Genomic DNA, 16,175 nt, shown 5'->3' on the forward strand with positions numbered 1-16,175 from the left:
CACCTCACACCGACCGTGAAACAGCGAACCCGAGCCAATCACCCACACGGGTGTGGTCGACCGGTCGTCTCGTGAACGACTGACCACGCCGCGTACTGCGGTCAGCCCTTCACACACACCACCTGCTTGAGGTGGGCGACCACCTCGACCAGGTCGGTCTGCGCCTGGATCACCGAGTCGATGTCCTTGTAGGCCGCCGGGATCTCGTCGACGACACCGGCGTCCTTGCGGCACTCGACCCCGCGCGTCTGCTCGGCGAGATCCGCGGCACTGAACTGCTTGCGGGCCTTGGTGCGGCTCATCCGCCGCCCCGCACCGTGGGACGCCGACTCGAACGACGCCTTGTTACCGAGGCCACGCACGATGTAGGAGCCGGTCCCCATGCTGCCGGGGATGATGCCGAGATCGCCCTTGCCCGCGCGGATCGCACCCTTGCGGGTCACCATCACGTCGACGCCGTCGTAACGCTCCTCGGCGACGTAGTTGTGGTGACACGAGATCGGCTTCTCGAACCGCACACCCGGCACCGTCTCGGCCAGCGCACGCTGCACCAGCGCGAGCATCGTCGCGCGGTTGCGCGCCGCGTACTCCTGAGCCCAGTACAGGTCATGCCGGTAGGCCTCCATCTCCGGCGTTCCCGCCACGAACACCGAGAGATCCGGATCCGGCAGGTCGGCGTTGTGCGGCAGCGACTTGGCGATGTCGATGTGCCGCTTGGCGAGCTCGTTGCCGATGCCCCGCGAACCCGAGTGGAGCATGAGCCACACCCGGCCCCCGTCAGCACCGCCCTGTTCGAGGCAGACCTCGATGAAGTGGTTGCCGCCGCCCAGCGAGCCGAGCTGCCGCCGCGCACGGTCGAGCAGCTTGTGCACCGACGGGTGCAGCTCGGAGAACCGTGCCCAGAACGGCTCCCAGCCGCCGACGCCGGGGACCTTCGCCGGGTTCACGGGCGTCTTGTGCAGGTCGAAGCCCACCGGGACGGCCGCTTCGATCCGCCTCCGCAGAGGGCCCAGGTCGTCGGGCAGGCCGGACGCCGTGAGCGACGTCCGCACGGCCGACATGCCGCAGCCGATGTCCACGCCCACGGCGGCCGGGGACACGGCGTCGCGCAGGGCGATCACGCTGCCGACCGTCGCCCCCTTGCCGTAGTGCACGTCGGGCATCACGGCGAGCCCGTGGATCCACGGCAGGGTGGTGACGTTGCGCAACTGCTGCAGGGCAGGCTCCTCCACCGTCACCGGGTCCGTCCACATACGAATGTCGGTCCGGGCGCCCTCGATCGTCGTGTACACGCTCACCACCTCACGTTCCTCGTCACCGTTCACCCTCCCCGATCCCGAGGCGGGCCGACAACATCATTTCCGAACGCGAGAACACCGCGTCCCCGGGGCTGGGCACGGGCCCCGGGGACGCGGTGTTCGATCGGGCACTCTCCGTGCCCGAGTCAGGTGTCGGCCGCCATCACCTCCTCGCCTGCTCGGCGGCCCGGACGATGCGGCGCTTCTCGGCCTCGGAGATCACGTCGGACTCGGCCAGCTCGGTCGCCACGGTGGCCGCCCGCTCGGCGGAGTTGCCGTGACCGTGGTGCTCCCCGTGCGTGGCGAGCACGTCGTTGATCGTGCAGCCGTTGCCGGTGTCGACGTTGGCGACGGTGGTGTCGTGCCCGCCGATCACCACCGTCGGCCGGATGTCGGAGCCCGGGCAGGCATCAGCCTCGGCGGCGACCACGGTGAACGTGATCGTGCCGTCCTCGCTCCGGTTTCCGGCGTGGTCGATGGCGTGGTACAGCACGGTGTGCTCGCCGGGGCGGTTCACCACGATCGGTTCCCCGTAGGGAGTGTAGGAACCGCCGTCGAGGGAGTAGCGCAGGAACCGCACACCCGAGTCCGGGTCGTGGGCGGACAACGACACCGTGGCGGAGTCCACGTAGTCCCAGTCCGCGTTCTGGGACCCCGTGACCTGCGCCGTCACCTCGGGTGGCGTGGTGTCCTCCTCGTCGGCCTCCACGACCGTGAAGCTCGCCGAGCCCACCTCGGAGGTGTTGCCCGCACGGTCGGCGGCCCGGTACTGCACCGTGTGTTCACCGGGTTCGTCCACCACCACCGGCTCCGAGTACGGCTCGAAGCCCGCGCCGTCCAGGTCGTACTCCACACTGTCCACACCAGATCCGCCGTCCTGGGCGGCCAGTTCCACCGTAGCCGAGCCGACGTAGTTGCCGTCCCCGTCCTGGTCCCCGGACACCGTCGCGGAGACCTCCGGTGGAGTCGTGTCGTTCGGGTCGCCCTCCACCACGGTGAAGGTCACCGAACCCACCTCGGAGGTGTTGCCCGCCCCGTCCGTGGCGCGGTACTGGAGCGTGTGATCACCCGGTGCGTCGACGGTCACCGGGTCCGAGTACGGCTGGAAACCGGCGCCGTCCAGGTCGTACTCCACACTGTCCACACCGGAGTCGTCGTCCTGGGCGGCCAGCTCGACGGTGGCCGCGCCGACGTAGTTGCCGTCCCCGTCCTGGTCACCCGACACGGTGGCCGAGACGGACGGAGGCGTCGTGTCGTCGCCACCGCCGTCGTCCTCACCGACCACCAGCACACCCTGCATCGTCGAGTGGCCCGGGATCGCGCAGTAGTACCGGTAGGTCCCGGGCGAGAGCACCACGTCGACCTCGTAGCGGCCCTTGTTCGCGTCGAACGGGCTGGCGACGATGTTGAGGTCGACGTCCGAGTTGTGCTCCGACGAGGCCGTGTCGAACGTCAGCGTGTGCGACATGCCGGTCGTGTTGCCGGTGGCCTCGCTGTTCTCGAACACGATCGTCGCCGGCCCCGGCTTCGCCGTCGCCGGGGCGGAGACGTACTCCGTCATACTGTCGCCCGCGGTCCAGGTCAGTACCTGCTCCTGGACCGCGTCCCTCGGCGCGTCTCCCCCGCCCGGCAGCGCGCCCGCCGGGACGAGCCACAGTGCGACCACGGACGCGGCGACGCCGGCGACCACCGCGCCACGCACGGTTCTCTTTCGATGAGCCCGTAGGCTCGCGAGCAACTGGCGAATCATCGTCGACTCCACTCCTCAGGCGGTCGGGTCACAGTTCCCGCACCCGGACGTTGCGAAACTCGATTACATCGTCACCACCGTGGTTCTGCAGTCCGATGTACCCGGAGACGAACTGCCGCAGATCGGTCGCCGGATCACCCTCTCGGGAGGACTGCTTGCCGGGAACGTTGTCGAACTCGTTGATCACCTTGCCGTTGCGCACGATCGTGTAGTGCTGACCCTCCACCCGGATCTCGTAGTCGTTCCACTGCTCCTTCGGCGTCACCCCGGCCCGTCCGTGGTACACGCTGTCGAAGTTGTAGACCGAACCGGTCTTCTGCGGCTCACCCGACTTGCCGTCGTAGATCTGGATCTCGTGTCCACAGTAGATCGCGACCCACGCCTGCGAGTCCTTGGCCGAACCCTTGGTCCCGCAGCTGGTCGAGGGCCGGTCCTTCGACGGCACCCGCGGGTCGGGGAAGCGGACGAAGACGCCGCTGTTGGCGCGGTGCTCGTCCGGTGCGACATCCCGGAACTGCAGCTTCAGGGAGAAGTCGCCGTACGCCTTCGTGGAGTACCAGAGCATGCCGAGCCCGCCGTCCGCGCGCAGCGATCCGTCCGGCTGGAGCTCGAAGCTGCCCGCGTCCGCCTGCTCCCAGCCCGCCAGCGACTGCGGCGTACCGTCGAAGATCGCCTCGTATCCGTTGTCGCCCTCGGCCCCGATCCCGGAGTTCCTCGCTGCCTTGACCAGCGTGTTCTGCTCCGACTTGCTGAGGACACCGTCCTTCACGAGCGGCTTCGTGACGTCCCGGACATGGGAGACGAACGCCTTGTTGTCCGGCCAGCTGCTCTCGTCGTCGATCAGGTCGTCGACCGTGCACCCGCCCGCGACGTCGTGGTTGGTGACGCCCGTGTCGTCGTCGCGATAGTGCACGGTGCGACCGGTGTCCGGCACCGCGCACTCCACCGCGACCTCCTTCTTCACGGTCACCTTCTCACCGTCGGCATAGGTCACCGTCAGGGTCGCGGTGTAGTTGCCCGGCTCGGCATAGGTGTGCCTCGGGTTCGCCTCGGCCGACGTGGTGCCGTCGCCGAAGTCCCACTGATGCGACACACCGCCGGACCGCAGCCCGTCGAACGCGATCGTCAGCGGCTTGTTCTGCACCGCGTACGAGCGCGCCGCCGGAGCCGGCGTCGCCGGACCGCCCTTGTACGTCACGCGGATCAGCTTCTGGTTGTCGTCCAGACTGAAGAATCCGCCCGCGTAGTCGAGCAGGTACAACGCCCCGTCCGGTCCGAACTTGGCGTCCATCCAGCTCTGCAGCTGGTCGGAACCACCGCCACCCGGGATGATCTTGCGGAGGTCCTCGGCGAACGGCGGTGGCGTGGCATCCTCCACCGTGGCCGGGTCGATCGTCACCGCGATGCGGTTGTTGGCGTTCGACTGGTCACCGATGAACCACTTCCCGTCCCAGTACGCCGGCCAGGCCACCCCGCTGTCGGTGTCCACTTCGGAGCGGTAGTAGGTCGGCCCGGACATGATGGCCTGCCCACCGCCCTTCAGGTACGGCCAGGTGTAGGTGCTGTCGTCGATCTCGTAGGTCGGCAGGCCGCTGCCGTCCCCGCGCTCCGGGAACACCGGACCGCCGCCCTGCGGCGAGTACCAGATCATGTTGTTCCGCACCGGAGGCAGGTCCTCCAGCCCCGTGTTGCGCGGCGAGGTGTTCTTCGGGTTGTCGCAGTCGTACCACCCCGTGAGCACGTCGGCGTCCTCGTTGCTCCGGTCGCGATAGGGCTGCTTGTTCCCCATGCAGTACGGCCAGCCCTGGTTGCCCGCCGACGTGATGATCGTGGCGTTCTCGTACTTCGCCGGCCCCAGCTCGGGGTCGGGTTCGCCCGCGTCGGGCCCCACCCAGGCGGCGGTAAGCCAGTCGTGCTTGGCGTCGATCTGGATCCGCGCCGGGTTGCGCACGCCCATCACGTAGATCTCGGGCCGCGTCTTGTCACCCGGGTCGGCCGCCTCGGGGAAGAGGTTGCCCTCCGGAATGGTGTACGTGCCGTCGTCCTCGGGATGGATCCGCAGGATCTTGCCGTTCAGGTCGTTGGTGTTGCCCGACGTACGGCGGGCGTCCTGGAACGACACGCCCTTGTAGTCCTTGGTCCAGTTGTTGCCCGAGTACCCGTCCGAGCCCTGCGAGGAGTTGCTGTCACCGGTGGCGACGTACAGGTTGCCCTCGTCGTCGAACGCCATCCCGCCACCCGCGTGGCAGCACGAGTGGATCTGCGTGTCCCACGCCAGCAGGTCCTTGCGGCTGTCGAGGTCGATGGTCGCCGACCCGTGGTCGTAGGTGAAGCGCGAGACCGTCCGCTCGCCGATGCGCTTGTCGGTGTTGATCGACTCGTACGGCATCCAGTACACGTACAGCCAGCCGTTGGTGGCGAAGTCCGGGTCGAGCTCGATGCCGATCAGCCCCTCCTCCGCCTTCACGAGCTCGTCGCCGCTGCCGCGGTTGCCGAACACGTCGAGCGTGGCGAGCAGCTTCACGCGCTCCGTCTCCGGGTCCCACTGGTGGATCGTTCCGCAGCCCAGACCGACGTTCTCGTCCTCCCAGTCGGGGATCGGCCCGGTCGCACACGCCGCCTTGCCGATGTAGAAGACCGTGCCGTCGTCGGCGATCGTGAGTCCGTGGGGCTCACCGATCTGGTCGAGCCGCCCGGGCAGGTTCTCACCGGTCAGCCGCTCGATCTCGTAATTCTCGGCGATCGTGGCCTGGCAGTCGCCGCGCACGAGCCCGGTCGTCCACTCCAGAGCCCCCAGGAGGTGGCCGCGGAAGTTCTTCTCGCCGTAGCTGTCCGCCGTCCCGCCCATCGCGGTGTAGAACGACCGGCCACCGCCGTAGTCGTGGCACCACGAGATCGGGTGGAACGGCCCGTTCGCGGCGGGACCCGGGTCGTAGGTGTGCTCCTGGACCTGCGCGACCGTGTGGACCTCACCGACCGGGCTCGACTCCCAGTTCAGCCACTTGTCGGTGCGCTTCCACGTCAGCGGCAGACCCTTGTTCGCCGGGTGCTGCCGGTCGGTGACGCTGACCACGGCCTCCTGGGCGTCCGGATCCACCGGCTCGGTCTCGTCGCCGGTGTAGAGCTCGAACTCGGCGAGCTGGGTGGCGTCCGCCCCGCGGTTCGCCGTGATGTTCAGCCGGTAGTGGGAGTAGCTGGTCTCGTTGTCGAATCGGTACTGTTTGGGCTGGAACCGGTTGGGGAAGTCCTCATCGGACTGGGAGTCCAGGTCGGTCCAGTTCTCCCCGTCGTTCGAACCCTGCAGCGTCCAGTCCTTCGGGTCCCGATCGGGGAAGTCGTTGGCCGACACCACGCCGTAGTGGGAGACGGCCGTGGGTTCGGCGAGCTCGACGCTCAACCACGCGGAGCTGTCGAACGCCAGCCACTTGGTGTCGTCCTTGCCGTCGACCGCGTGCGCCGCGGACTCGTTCGGTGCGTTCTCATTGCTGGCGCTGGCACTCGCGACCTCCGCGGGCGTCGGCCGGGCACCCGCCGGCCTCGCGCCGACGAGACCGGAGAACCACGCCGAGCGCTCCTGCGCCCGCGCCGCATCACGGATGCCGAGGAACCCGCCCCCGTTGTCGAGGTAGCTCCGCAACGCCGCTTCCTGCGACTGGTCGAGCTCGGACCCGTGCGCCGACAGGAACACGACACCCCGGTACTTGCTCAGGTTCTCGCTCGTGAACGCGGCCGGGTCGGTGGTCACGTCGACGTCGAGGCCGCTCGTGGCACCCAGCTCGCCGATCGCGTCCGCCGCACGCTCGACCGGGTCGTCCTGCTCGTCCGGGGCACCGTGGAACACCAGCACCGACGCCGCCGGCGCGGCGGCGCGCTCCCGCGGCTTGCCCTTGCCGTTGCCGGGCTCCGGCGCGCCGAAGCTCGGTGTCGCCGCCAGCCCGAAGACCAGCGTCAAACCGGTCGCGACCACCATGGTGCGCCGGAACAGCGTCGGTCTCGCACGCCCGGCGCGGGGTAGAGCTGACAATCTTCTTCGACCCATCTCTACTCCTCACTGAAAGGGTGTTACAGGCCAGTTCGACAGGTCAGCGACCGGGTGGTGTCCTAGTGGCCACCCTGATGTCCGAGGTAGCGGTCGATCGCCTCCTGGGCGCCGTCGGGCATGCTGCCGTCGGCGTTGCGGACGAGGAAGATGCCCGACATTCCGGTCTCGGAATGGCTTTGGACGTGGCAGTGGAACATCCACGCACCGGGCCCGACCCCGTCTCCTGCGATCACCTGGAAACCGAAGGAGTCCCCGGGGTTCAGGTCGCGGTTGTCGACGACCTTGCTCGGGTCGTCGGGGCCCTGGAGGTAGCCGGTGCGGTTGTCGGCCCAGCGGTGCGCGTGGAGGTGGAAGGTGTGGAAGTTGTTGCCGTGCCCGATGGCGATGAACTCCACGCGCTCGCCGAGGTTGGCTTCGAGGATGGGCACGTCCGGCGCCATCTTGTTGTTGATCGTCATGTCGTTGAAGACGACGGTGAATTGCCGGTCGGGCACCACGTCGCCCTCACGCCGGACGACGAGCGCGCCGTACAGGCCCTTCGCGATGCCCTCGGTGCCGTGATCACTGCCGAGCGCGTGGTCGTGGTAGTGCCAGTAGCCCGCACTGCCCGGGATCCAGAAGCCGCCCGGGCCCTCCGACTGGAAGCTCGTGCTCCACACGTAGGTGCGGGTCTCGCCGGGTTCGTTGAAGGAGTCGTTCAACGGGCTGCCGTCGGACGCGACGTCGTAGTTGACGCCGTGCGGATGGATCGACAGGCGCCGGTCGGTGTTGTTCACCAGCTCGATCTCGAGGGTGTCACCCTCCCAGATCTCGAAGACGGGTCCGGGCACGGTGGCCTTGCCCGGTTCGAGCCCGTAGCCGTAGAGGCCGCCGGGCAGCTCCTCCGCGTAGACGGTGACGCGGTGCGTTTCACCCGTGCGGCCCGGGCGCCCCTTGCCGCGCCCCTGCGCGGCGGCGGAGCCGGCACCGAGGGTGGACACGGCTACGGGCGCCACCACCCCGGCCGCGGCGCCGACCAGCATCGAACGACGAGACACCTTCTGGGACTGAGGTAGCCGAGCCTGTTCACCGGTCATGGTCTATGCCTCCAGCGACATGAGTTTCCGTCGGGACGTTAAACACTTCTGGTCTGGACGTAAATATCTAAGATCGAGAACGTCCTACTTTTGAGCAAGAAATGCAGAAGTGGTTACGCTGAACGGCCCAGATCACACGACCGTTCGCAGGCATGGAGAGGCGAGGCTCACGGCGGGTCATCCCGCCGAGCCGCCTCGCCTCACAGGGACTTCATCTCCCCGGCCCCACGTGTCCGCACCTCTCGCACACGTGTCTGTACCCCTCGCACCCGTGTCCGCACCCCCCGTACGCGTGTTCTCACCCCACGCCCGTGTCCGCACCCCACGAACCCGTGTCCGCACCTCACGCACCCGTGTCCGCAGTCCACGTGCGCGTGTCCGCGGCGTGCGACGCGAACACTCGCACGCAGGCCGCGGACACGATGCCAAGGCCCACCCAAGGCGTACGGGAAGTGCGGACACGCGTGCACAGACCGCGGACACGGCGTCCTCCGCTCACCCGGGTGGTGTCAGGCGCTGAAGTCGGTGGTGGAGCGCACCTCCAGGTTCACGAAGCGGGGTTCGTCCGTGCACACCGCACGCACCTTCTCGGCGAACTCCGCGGTAGCGGGGTGCGCCGAGTTCTCCATCCCGGCCGGATAGTCCGGGAACTCCACGATCTCCATGTAGGTGCCCGGCCGGTCCCGGTCGGCTCCGACGAGGGCCCACCGTGCGGTGCGGTCGGCGCCGATCGCGTCGGCCCACTCGCGTGCCATCCGCTCGACCTCGTCGATCCGGTCGGTGTGGAACTCGATCAGCTGCACGAACGCCCCGGGCGTCGTGTCGGCCACCGGCGCGTCCTTGAGTCCCTGCCGCACTCCTTCGCGGAGTTCCTCGTCATCCGTGTGCTCGTGCACGTCGACGGCGTGCTGCACCGCCGCGCGCACCAGTTCCTCCTCCTCGCCACTCATCGCCAGCGTGCACCCGGACACGCTGGGTGTCTCTCGGCAGTCCACGTACTTGCGCGTCATCACCGTTCTCCGTTCCGGTGTCGGCGCCGCTTGACTTTGCTCTTCTCACGGCGCACGGTCGAAAGGCACGCCTTGCTCCCCTCCTCGAGCCGGCCATGTACTTCTCACTACGCACGGTGCGTCAGCTGGTGTCCACTGTCGACACCATCGCCGGGATCACCGCCCCGGAGCGGTTCCCGGAGTCGTGCCTGGCGGTGATGTGCGACCTGCTCGCGGCCGACGCCGTCACCTACCACGAGCGGCACCTGCGGGCCGGGACGGTGCACCGCGTCGAGTTCCGGCGCTGTCCCCCGGAGAACGGGTTTCCCGGCCACCGCGCCGCGTTGTCGGTGCAGCCGTACGCCGACCTGCACGTCACCGTGGTCTTCACTCGCTGGTCGCGCCCCTTCACCGACGTCGAGCACGACGTGTGTGCCTTGCTGCGTGAGCCGATCGCCTCGGTGCTGCGACGCGCTTACTCCGATCGGTTCGTCGGTCCCACGCCGGCCGACACCGACCTGACGTCGCGGGAACGGCAGATCCTTCGGCTGGTCGCGCGGGGCCGGACGAACGTCGCGATCGCGCACGAACTCGCGTTGAGCCCGCGCACGGTCGCCAAGCACCTGGAGCACGTGTACCGCAAGCTCCGGGTCGACGGCCGGGCCGCGGCGGTCGCCAGGATCCTGGGCTGAGCGACGGCACATCCTTCGGCTCACTTCCGCAGCTCGTACACCCGGTTGAAGTCGGTGGCCACGGCTTCGCGTGCGACCGAGAATCCGGCTTCTCGGCCGAGGGCGCAGGTCTTCGCCGGGCCGGCCTGGTTGCCGAGGCCGTAGGCGGGTTCGGCCGACAGTCCGCTCGGCAGGCAGATCCACGTCGACGCGCCCGCCAGCAGGCGACCGAGAGGGTTCAGCGTCTCCTCGATGGTGTCCCAGCTCATCGGCTCCACGAGCATCACCGCGCCGTCGTCGGCGAGCGCCGAACGTGCCGCGCTCAGTGCTCCGACGGGGTCGGGCATGTCGTGCAGGCAGTCGAAGAAGGCGATGAGGTCGAAGGCGCCTTCGAGGTCGGCCGCGCCGGCGGTGCGGAAGGAGACCCGGTCGGACACGTCCGCCTCGGCGGCCCGGTGTTGCGCCAGCACGATCGACGGCGCGTGGTAGTCGATGCCCACGAACGTGCTCTGCGGATACTCCCGCGCCATGATGATCGTCGACGCTCCGAGCCCGCATCCGACGTCGGCCACGCGCGCGCCGGTCCTGAGCTTCTCCTCGACACCGGGCAGGGCCGGGATCCACGTCGTGGTGAGGTTGGCCAGGTAGCTGGGGCGGAAGAACCGCTCGGTGCCGAGGAAGAGGTCCTCGTGGTGCTCGTGCCAACCGACGCCCTCACCCGTGCGGAAGGCTTCGGTGAGGCGGTCGAGGATGCGGGTGGCCGCGGTGAGGTTCTGGAACGCTCCCGCGATGTAGGCCGGGCTCTCGGTGTCGGTGAACACCTCGGCCTGCTCCGGTGACAGCCGGTACCGCGCGGTGGCCGGGTCGGTGTCGCCGCCGTCGTAGGTGACGTAGCCGGTGGTGGCCATCGCGAGCAACCACTCCCGCACGTAGCGCTCGACGAGCCCGGTGCGGTCGGCCAGCCGGTCCGCGGTCATCGGCCCGCCGTCGGCGAGTTCGGTGAACAGGCCCAGCCGGTCACCGATCAGCGCCAGTGGCACGGTCATCGCCGCTCCCACGTCGGCGACCACCTGGTGCAGGAGTTCCTCGAGTTTCTCGGAGTCGACGACGTCGACGGCGTCGGACGGATTGGTCGCGGTCATGTGCGCCTCCTTACGTGCTCCGTCCAGCACACGCGCGCCGAGCCGGAACGTCCATACGCATTGCGCGCACGTCGGGCGGGGTTGGCCTCCCGCGTGCCGGGTACGCCGCTTGCGGGGCCGATCGCGCCCGGCGGACGCGGCGACGGAACCCACCACCCGCTTTCGGGAAGGGACGCGGAGATGGATCGCATCGCCACCTGCCTGTGGTATTCGAACAGCGCGGAGGAGGCCGTGCGCTTCTACGGCGAGGTGTTTCCCGATCTGCGTGTCCACGAGATCGCGCGCAAGCCCGGCGGAGACGCTCTCGTGGTCCTGTTCGAGCTACGCGGCCAGCACTACATGGCCCTCAACGGCGGCCCCAACTATTCGCTCTCTCCGGCCGCGTCGATCTACGTGCCGTGCACCGACCAGGCGGAGGTCGACCGGCTGTGGTCGGCGTTGACCGCCGGTGGTACGGAGCTGCAGTGCGGTTGGCTCACCGACGCCTACGGCCTGACGTGGCAGGTGGTGCCCTCCGAGTTGCCCCGTCTGCTCACCGATCCGGACCCGGCGAAGGCCGAGCGGGCCCAGCAGGCGCTGCTGCCCATGCGCAAGATCGATATCGCGACGATCCGGAAGGCCGCCACCGAGGGGTGACGCCGGACGAGGCGTCTCGCCGCCACCCGGGGTCGTTCACACGCCGGCCACGACCCGGCGCATCGCGGGAAACTCGTCGCGCGAGAGTTCGAGGATGCGCCGTAACGCGGTCGGCGCGTCGTGGAGCACGAGCCGTCGGGGTGAGATGCGTTCGGCGAGGGCGGCGATCGCGTGCACACCTCCGACGTCGATGAAGCCGAGTTCGTCGAGGCGGAGATGGAGGTCGCCGTGCACGGGCAGGGCGTCGAGGGCGATCTCGAACACCTCGCGTGAGGCGAGGTCGAGCTCGCCGTAGACCCGCCACGTGTTCTCGTCGTCGGGATCGGCGTACAGTCCCGTGCCCACACCGAACGTGGAGTGCTGGCGCACCGGGTGCACGAAGGCCAGAGCCGCGGCCGCGCGGCGGTCGACGAACCGGCCGTCGTACCCGCACAGGAGGGTTAAAGGCAGTCGCGCGGTGAGTTCGTCGACGAGCAGCTCGGTGTGGACGAACCGCTCGGCGTCGGACCGGCTCTGCACCGGGGGCGCGCTCTCGACCATGAGTCGGAGTCCGCTGTAGCCCGCCGCCACGGCACCCTCCACGGCGCGCCGGATGAGCGCGAGTTGCTCGGCCAGCACCTGGCCGCCCGCGGAACCCCGGGCCGGCTCGATGCTCATCACGGAGAGCTGGCCGGTCCGCAGCAGCTCGTCCCGGTGCGGCAGTGCCCGAAGATCGTCGGCCAGCTCGTCCTCGGTCTTGTCGGAGAGGTAGAGCAGGCCCTCGCGCCGCGCCACACCCTCACCGGCGAAGGGCACCAACGCCGCACGCCAGTCGTCGGGCCCGGTGTGGAACCAGCAGGCATGATCATGCCAGCCCCGTCCCACCGGGACGGTAAGCGTGCTTGTCCTGCGCATGGCACCACCTAACCAGCTCCCACGGGGAGCGACTGGGTCCGAAAGTCCTTACTCAGCGGTGATCCCGACGACTGCCTGCGCTCCGGCGGACCGTGCGACGGAGCTGCGCGATCCGGGCCGCGCCCAACGCGGCGACGACCAGGGCACCGACCACAGCCGACAACAACATCGACACGCCGAGCGGCAGCGAGCCCGACATCCCGAAGAACCGCACGATGACCGACTCGGTGTTCTGCAGGATGAAGACGAGCAGGACGACGAGGAGCAGCGTCGCCATGATCGCGCTCGCCCACGCGCCACTGATCCTGGTGCGCTCCGCCGCTCGGGCCTTCTCACCCCGCTCTCGGGACGCGCCACCGGCCGGAGTACTCATGACTCCATGGTCGGCCCGACCGACCGGGCTCGCAGGGCAACGTCCTCTTCGCTGCGCTCACCCCGACGATGTGCCACGGAGTCGTCGCCCCACGTCCGCGACGAGACAAGGACCGTGCACAGTGGACCAGGCGGCCGCCCGGTCACCGGTCCGTGTTCCCACGACGGCAGGCTGTACGCACCCCGTTCGACCGACAGCGGCACCGCGACGTGTCCACCGATGCCCTCGCCCTCCGCCACCGGTCACGGCGGGTCACCGTCGTGGCTTCCCGACAACATGATCTGCCGCGCGAGCTTGGCCGCCCTCACCACCGCGCTGTCGGACTTGGTCACGCCCGGCAACGTGTCGTCACTCCGCACCGGACGGTCCTCCAGCTGGCGCAGTAACGACCCGAGTTCCACCCCGAGCCGTTCGACGGCCGCTCCGATGGTGCGCGAGTCGGGCCCCGTGTCGGGTGCGGCCGGATCGGGCCGCAAGGCGGCGATGACCACCGCCGCCAACTGTTGCGCCACACGTTCCGCGAGATCCCCGGCCTCTGACGTCATGGTGCCCTCCCCCGACGGTTCCCTCCCGAGAGTCCTCCGCATCCTTCGCTCGGTGAAGAGCCGAAGGTCCCGCTACGACGACGCGGTGTCGGGGTCGGGCAACGGCACCGTCCAGGTCAACCGCACCGCGCCGTCGCCGGCGTCGACCTGGACCTCTCCACCACGGTCGTGAGCGCGCCGCCGGACCTCCTCCAGCCAGCCGCTGTGGTCGGGCACGGGCGCGGATCCCTCCACGAGGACGTCGACGGTCACCACGTCACCGACGTCGACGTCGAGCGTGATCTCCGGCGGATCGCCGTGGTGGGCGGGCTGCCTGGCGAGCTGCCCGATGGCTTCCCGGGCCACGGCTTCGATGTCCCGGCCGAGCGACTCGGGCACGAGGGTGTCGAGCGCGCCTCCGATCCGCACCGAGGGGGCGGCCGCGCCCGCCGGCGGGCTCGACGCGATGTCGAGGAGTCTGCGCCGCAGGCTGTTGTGCCCGGACCTGCCCATCGAATGCAGGTTGAAGATCGACGTGCGGATCTCCCGCACCGTCTGGTCGAGTCGCCGCACCGCGTCCTGAACCCGCTCGGCCGCGTGGGGATCGCGGATCCGACCGAGCACGCTCTGCAACCCCATTCCGAGGGCGAACAGGCGTTGGATGACGTGGTCGTGCAGGTCCTGGGCGATGCGGTCGCGGTCGGCGAGCAGGGCGATGGCGCGCTCGCTCTTCTGCTTGTCCGCGAATCGCAGCGCCACAGTGGCCTGCGCGGCGAACGACGCCACGAGCGACATGTCCTGGCGGGTGAACCCCGCGGCGCTGCGGCGCCGCAGCGCCAACAGCACGCCCTGCACCCCTTCGGCACTGCGCAGCGGTGCCACCACAGCCGGCCCGAACGACGTGGTGAGACCCGCGGGCAGCCGGGTGTCCGCGCGGCCGAGGTCGTCGAGGACCGCGGGCTCGACGGTGCGCAGCACGTCGGTGAGCACGCCTCGCGCGGCGATCAGTTCACCGACCCGGAGTCGGGGCACCGGTCCGCACACCGCGCCGACCGACAACTCCCCCGACCCCTCGTCGAGCAGGACCACCGCCGCATCGGCTCCGGACAGCTCCCCGGCCGCCTCGGCGAGCCGTTGCAGCGAGCGGTCGGGTGAGGCCCCGGACAGCAGCTCCGCGTTGACCGACGTCACGGCCTCCAGCCACCGGCCGCGCACCCTCGTCTGCTCGAACAGCCGCGCGTTCTCCACCGCGACACCCGCCGATGCCGCCAGGGACCGGAGCACGATCTCGTCGTCGGCGCTGAACTCCCCACCGCCGCGTTTCCGGCTCACGTAAAGGGTTCCGATGGTCTCGTCGCGCACTCGCACGGGTACGGCGAGTGCCGCCCGCGACTCCGGGTCGCGGGCGTGCGGTACCTCGACGTGCGTCGCCGGGTCCGTCGCTGTGTCGGCCGGGTCGTCCGCGTCGAGGGTGCCGTCGTCGGAGTCGAGGTCGACCGACACCCGATCGGGGACCCCCTCCCCGGGGTCGGACACGGTCAACGTGCCGCTGCGTGCGTCGACCAGGTCGACGGCCGCCCGTACGGTGCGACGCAGGGTGACGTCGAGTTCGAGTTGCCCGCTGACGGCGAGCACCGCGTCGAGCAGCGCCTGCAGCCGATCGCTGGTCCGCGAGATCTCCGTGAGCCGGCTCTGCACTCCGGCGAGGAGCTCGTCGAGCTTCAGCTTCGACAACTGTCGCGTGGCCGGCGTCGAGCGCAGCGTGTTCCGCTCCCTGCCGCCGGCTTCGGCACTGCTCGGCATATCGGGCGTGTACCCGAGTCCGACGGTGCCAATCCGCTGGTCACGCAGTCCGAACCGAGCCACCACGGTCCGCCACCGGCCCGGCTCCCACGGCGCTCGACGAGTCCCCGAACCCGCGAGTGAGGCCCGTCAGCGCGCGAGGTGTGCGGGCTGGTGTGTGATCGCCTCGATGTCGGTCGCCGTGCTCTCCAGCAACTGGTGCGACAGGTCGGCCAGCGCCCTCGCGACCGCGAGTTCGTCGCCGATGGCGGGCACGTCGGTGTCGCGCGGATTCCGCCTCGCCACACCGATTCCCGTGTGGCCCGTCCCGTCGTCCTTGCGCAGCAGCGCCTCGGCTCGGGTCTGCCCGTCGTGTTCGTCGATGACGATGTTGATCGTCCAGGTGTTCGTGTGTTCCATGTCGATCGCCTCTCTGTGGATCCACACTGCCTCGCCGTCTCGGCTCGACGGGAGAGACTTTCGTCCCGAACGGGGGGGCTCGCCGAGGCCCCGCGTCCTGCGAACCCGGGCCGCGAGTGGCGCGCGAGAACGCGAGCGAGCACGATGACTGCAGCGACAGCCACACCCCGCGAGCAGTCGGACCGACAGGAGGACACGGTGAGCGAACACCCCACGGTGACCGCCGTCGACGCGCTGGCCGCCGAGCTACTGGACGAGGCGGAGAAGCACCGCGCTCGCCGTACCGCGCGCACACTCGTCGCGGGCAACTCGCTGCGGTCCACGCTGATCGCCCTGTTGACCGGCACCGAGCTGGCCGAACACGACTCCCCACCCGGCGGAACACTGCACGTGCTGGGCGGCAGCGTGCTTCTGCGCACGCCGAGCAGGCAGTGGGAGCTCGCGGAGGGGGACCTCGCGACGTTGCCACCCGAGCGACACTCGGTCTACGCGCTGACCGACGCGACGCTGCTGCTCACCGTGGCGCTGCGCTGAAGCGTGTGGTTCCCGCGCCTCGTCAGCAGTCGTCGTCAGCCGTC

Annotated in this window: 14 protein-coding genes; 3 read left to right on the forward strand and 11 right to left on the reverse strand. The window is 69.5% G+C overall.

The genetic code is table 11. The annotated features are described in order from the left end of the window. Nucleotides 1–101: 101 nt before the first annotated feature. The 5 genes from SACAZDRAFT_RS04850 to SACAZDRAFT_RS04870 form a co-directional block, all read right to left on the reverse strand. Complete coding sequence (locus SACAZDRAFT_RS04850) at nt 102–1,253, reverse strand: RtcB family protein (RefSeq protein ID WP_408638065.1); 1,152 nt, start codon at nt 1,251–1,253, stop codon at nt 102–104. 208 nt (nt 1,254–1,461) lie between these two features. Beyond that, complete coding sequence (locus SACAZDRAFT_RS04855) at nt 1,462–3,000, reverse strand: OmpL47-type beta-barrel domain-containing protein (RefSeq protein WP_040927670.1); 1,539 nt, start codon at nt 2,998–3,000, stop codon at nt 1,462–1,464. A 76-nt stretch (nt 3,001–3,076) separates the two neighbouring features. Further along, the gene (locus tag SACAZDRAFT_RS04860; protein WP_005439239.1) at nt 3,077–7,087 is read right to left on the reverse strand and encodes a ThuA domain-containing protein; all 4,011 of its coding nucleotides are present in this window, start codon (nt 7,085–7,087) and stop codon (nt 3,077–3,079) included. 62 nt (nt 7,088–7,149) lie between these two features. Then, complete coding sequence (locus SACAZDRAFT_RS04865) at nt 7,150–8,112, reverse strand: multicopper oxidase domain-containing protein (RefSeq protein ID WP_005450919.1); 963 nt, start codon at nt 8,110–8,112, stop codon at nt 7,150–7,152. Between the two features lie 563 nt (nt 8,113–8,675). Continuing rightward, nucleotides 8,676–9,176, reverse strand: coding sequence for a DUF1059 domain-containing protein (locus tag SACAZDRAFT_RS04870; protein WP_005439242.1), 501 nt, complete (start codon nt 9,174–9,176; stop codon nt 8,676–8,678). Nucleotides 9,177–9,271: 95 nt separating this feature from the next. On the opposite strand from SACAZDRAFT_RS04870, the gene SACAZDRAFT_RS04875 reads away from it, so the two are divergent. Further along, complete coding sequence (locus SACAZDRAFT_RS04875; protein WP_005439244.1) at nt 9,272–9,847, forward strand: helix-turn-helix transcriptional regulator; 576 nt, start codon at nt 9,272–9,274, stop codon at nt 9,845–9,847. A gap of 20 nt (nt 9,848–9,867) precedes the next feature. On the opposite strand, the gene SACAZDRAFT_RS04880 is transcribed toward SACAZDRAFT_RS04875, so the two are convergent. Next, on the reverse strand, nt 9,868–10,968 hold the full coding sequence (locus SACAZDRAFT_RS04880) for a class I SAM-dependent methyltransferase (protein WP_005439246.1): 1,101 nt from the start codon (nt 10,966–10,968) through the stop codon (nt 9,868–9,870). A gap of 180 nt (nt 10,969–11,148) precedes the next feature. Here SACAZDRAFT_RS04880 and SACAZDRAFT_RS04885 point away from each other — a divergent pair, with 180 nt between their 5' ends. Further along, on the forward strand, nt 11,149–11,604 hold the full coding sequence (locus SACAZDRAFT_RS04885) for a VOC family protein (RefSeq protein ID WP_005439249.1): 456 nt from the start codon (nt 11,149–11,151) through the stop codon (nt 11,602–11,604). 36 nt (nt 11,605–11,640) lie between these two features. Here SACAZDRAFT_RS04885 and SACAZDRAFT_RS04890 read toward each other — a convergent pair whose 3' ends face one another. From SACAZDRAFT_RS04890 to SACAZDRAFT_RS04915, 5 genes are all read right to left on the reverse strand, one after another. Continuing rightward, nucleotides 11,641–12,498, reverse strand: a complete 858-nt coding sequence (locus SACAZDRAFT_RS04890; protein WP_005439251.1) for an MEDS domain-containing protein — start codon at nt 12,496–12,498, stop codon at nt 11,641–11,643. Nucleotides 12,499–12,550: 52 nt separating this feature from the next. Further along, entirely contained in the window at nt 12,551–12,871 is a 321-nt protein-coding gene (locus SACAZDRAFT_RS04895; RefSeq protein WP_040927671.1) for a lipopolysaccharide assembly protein LapA domain-containing protein, read from the reverse strand. A 242-nt stretch (nt 12,872–13,113) separates the two neighbouring features. Further along, nucleotides 13,114–13,416 (reverse strand): hypothetical protein, encoded by a 303-nt coding sequence (locus SACAZDRAFT_RS04905; protein ID WP_005439255.1) that lies wholly within the window; start codon nt 13,414–13,416, stop codon nt 13,114–13,116. Between the two features lie 72 nt (nt 13,417–13,488). Beyond that, entirely contained in the window at nt 13,489–15,198 is a 1,710-nt protein-coding gene (locus SACAZDRAFT_RS04910; RefSeq protein WP_040927914.1) for a GAF domain-containing protein, read from the reverse strand. Nucleotides 15,199–15,327: 129 nt separating this feature from the next. Next, on the reverse strand, nt 15,328–15,597 hold the full coding sequence (locus tag SACAZDRAFT_RS04915) for a DUF1876 domain-containing protein (protein ID WP_005439258.1): 270 nt from the start codon (nt 15,595–15,597) through the stop codon (nt 15,328–15,330). A 198-nt stretch (nt 15,598–15,795) separates the two neighbouring features. Between SACAZDRAFT_RS04915 and SACAZDRAFT_RS04920 the strand changes: the two genes are divergently transcribed. Next, a complete protein-coding gene (locus tag SACAZDRAFT_RS04920) occupies nt 15,796–16,131 on the forward strand; it encodes a cupin domain-containing protein (RefSeq protein WP_005439259.1) in 336 nt (111 codons plus the stop codon). The last annotated feature ends 44 nt before the right edge of the window (nt 16,132–16,175 follow it).

It is taken from the genome of Saccharomonospora azurea NA-128, from assembly GCF_000231055.2.
GTDB classification, from domain to species: domain Bacteria; phylum Actinomycetota; class Actinomycetes; order Mycobacteriales; family Pseudonocardiaceae; genus Saccharomonospora; species Saccharomonospora azurea.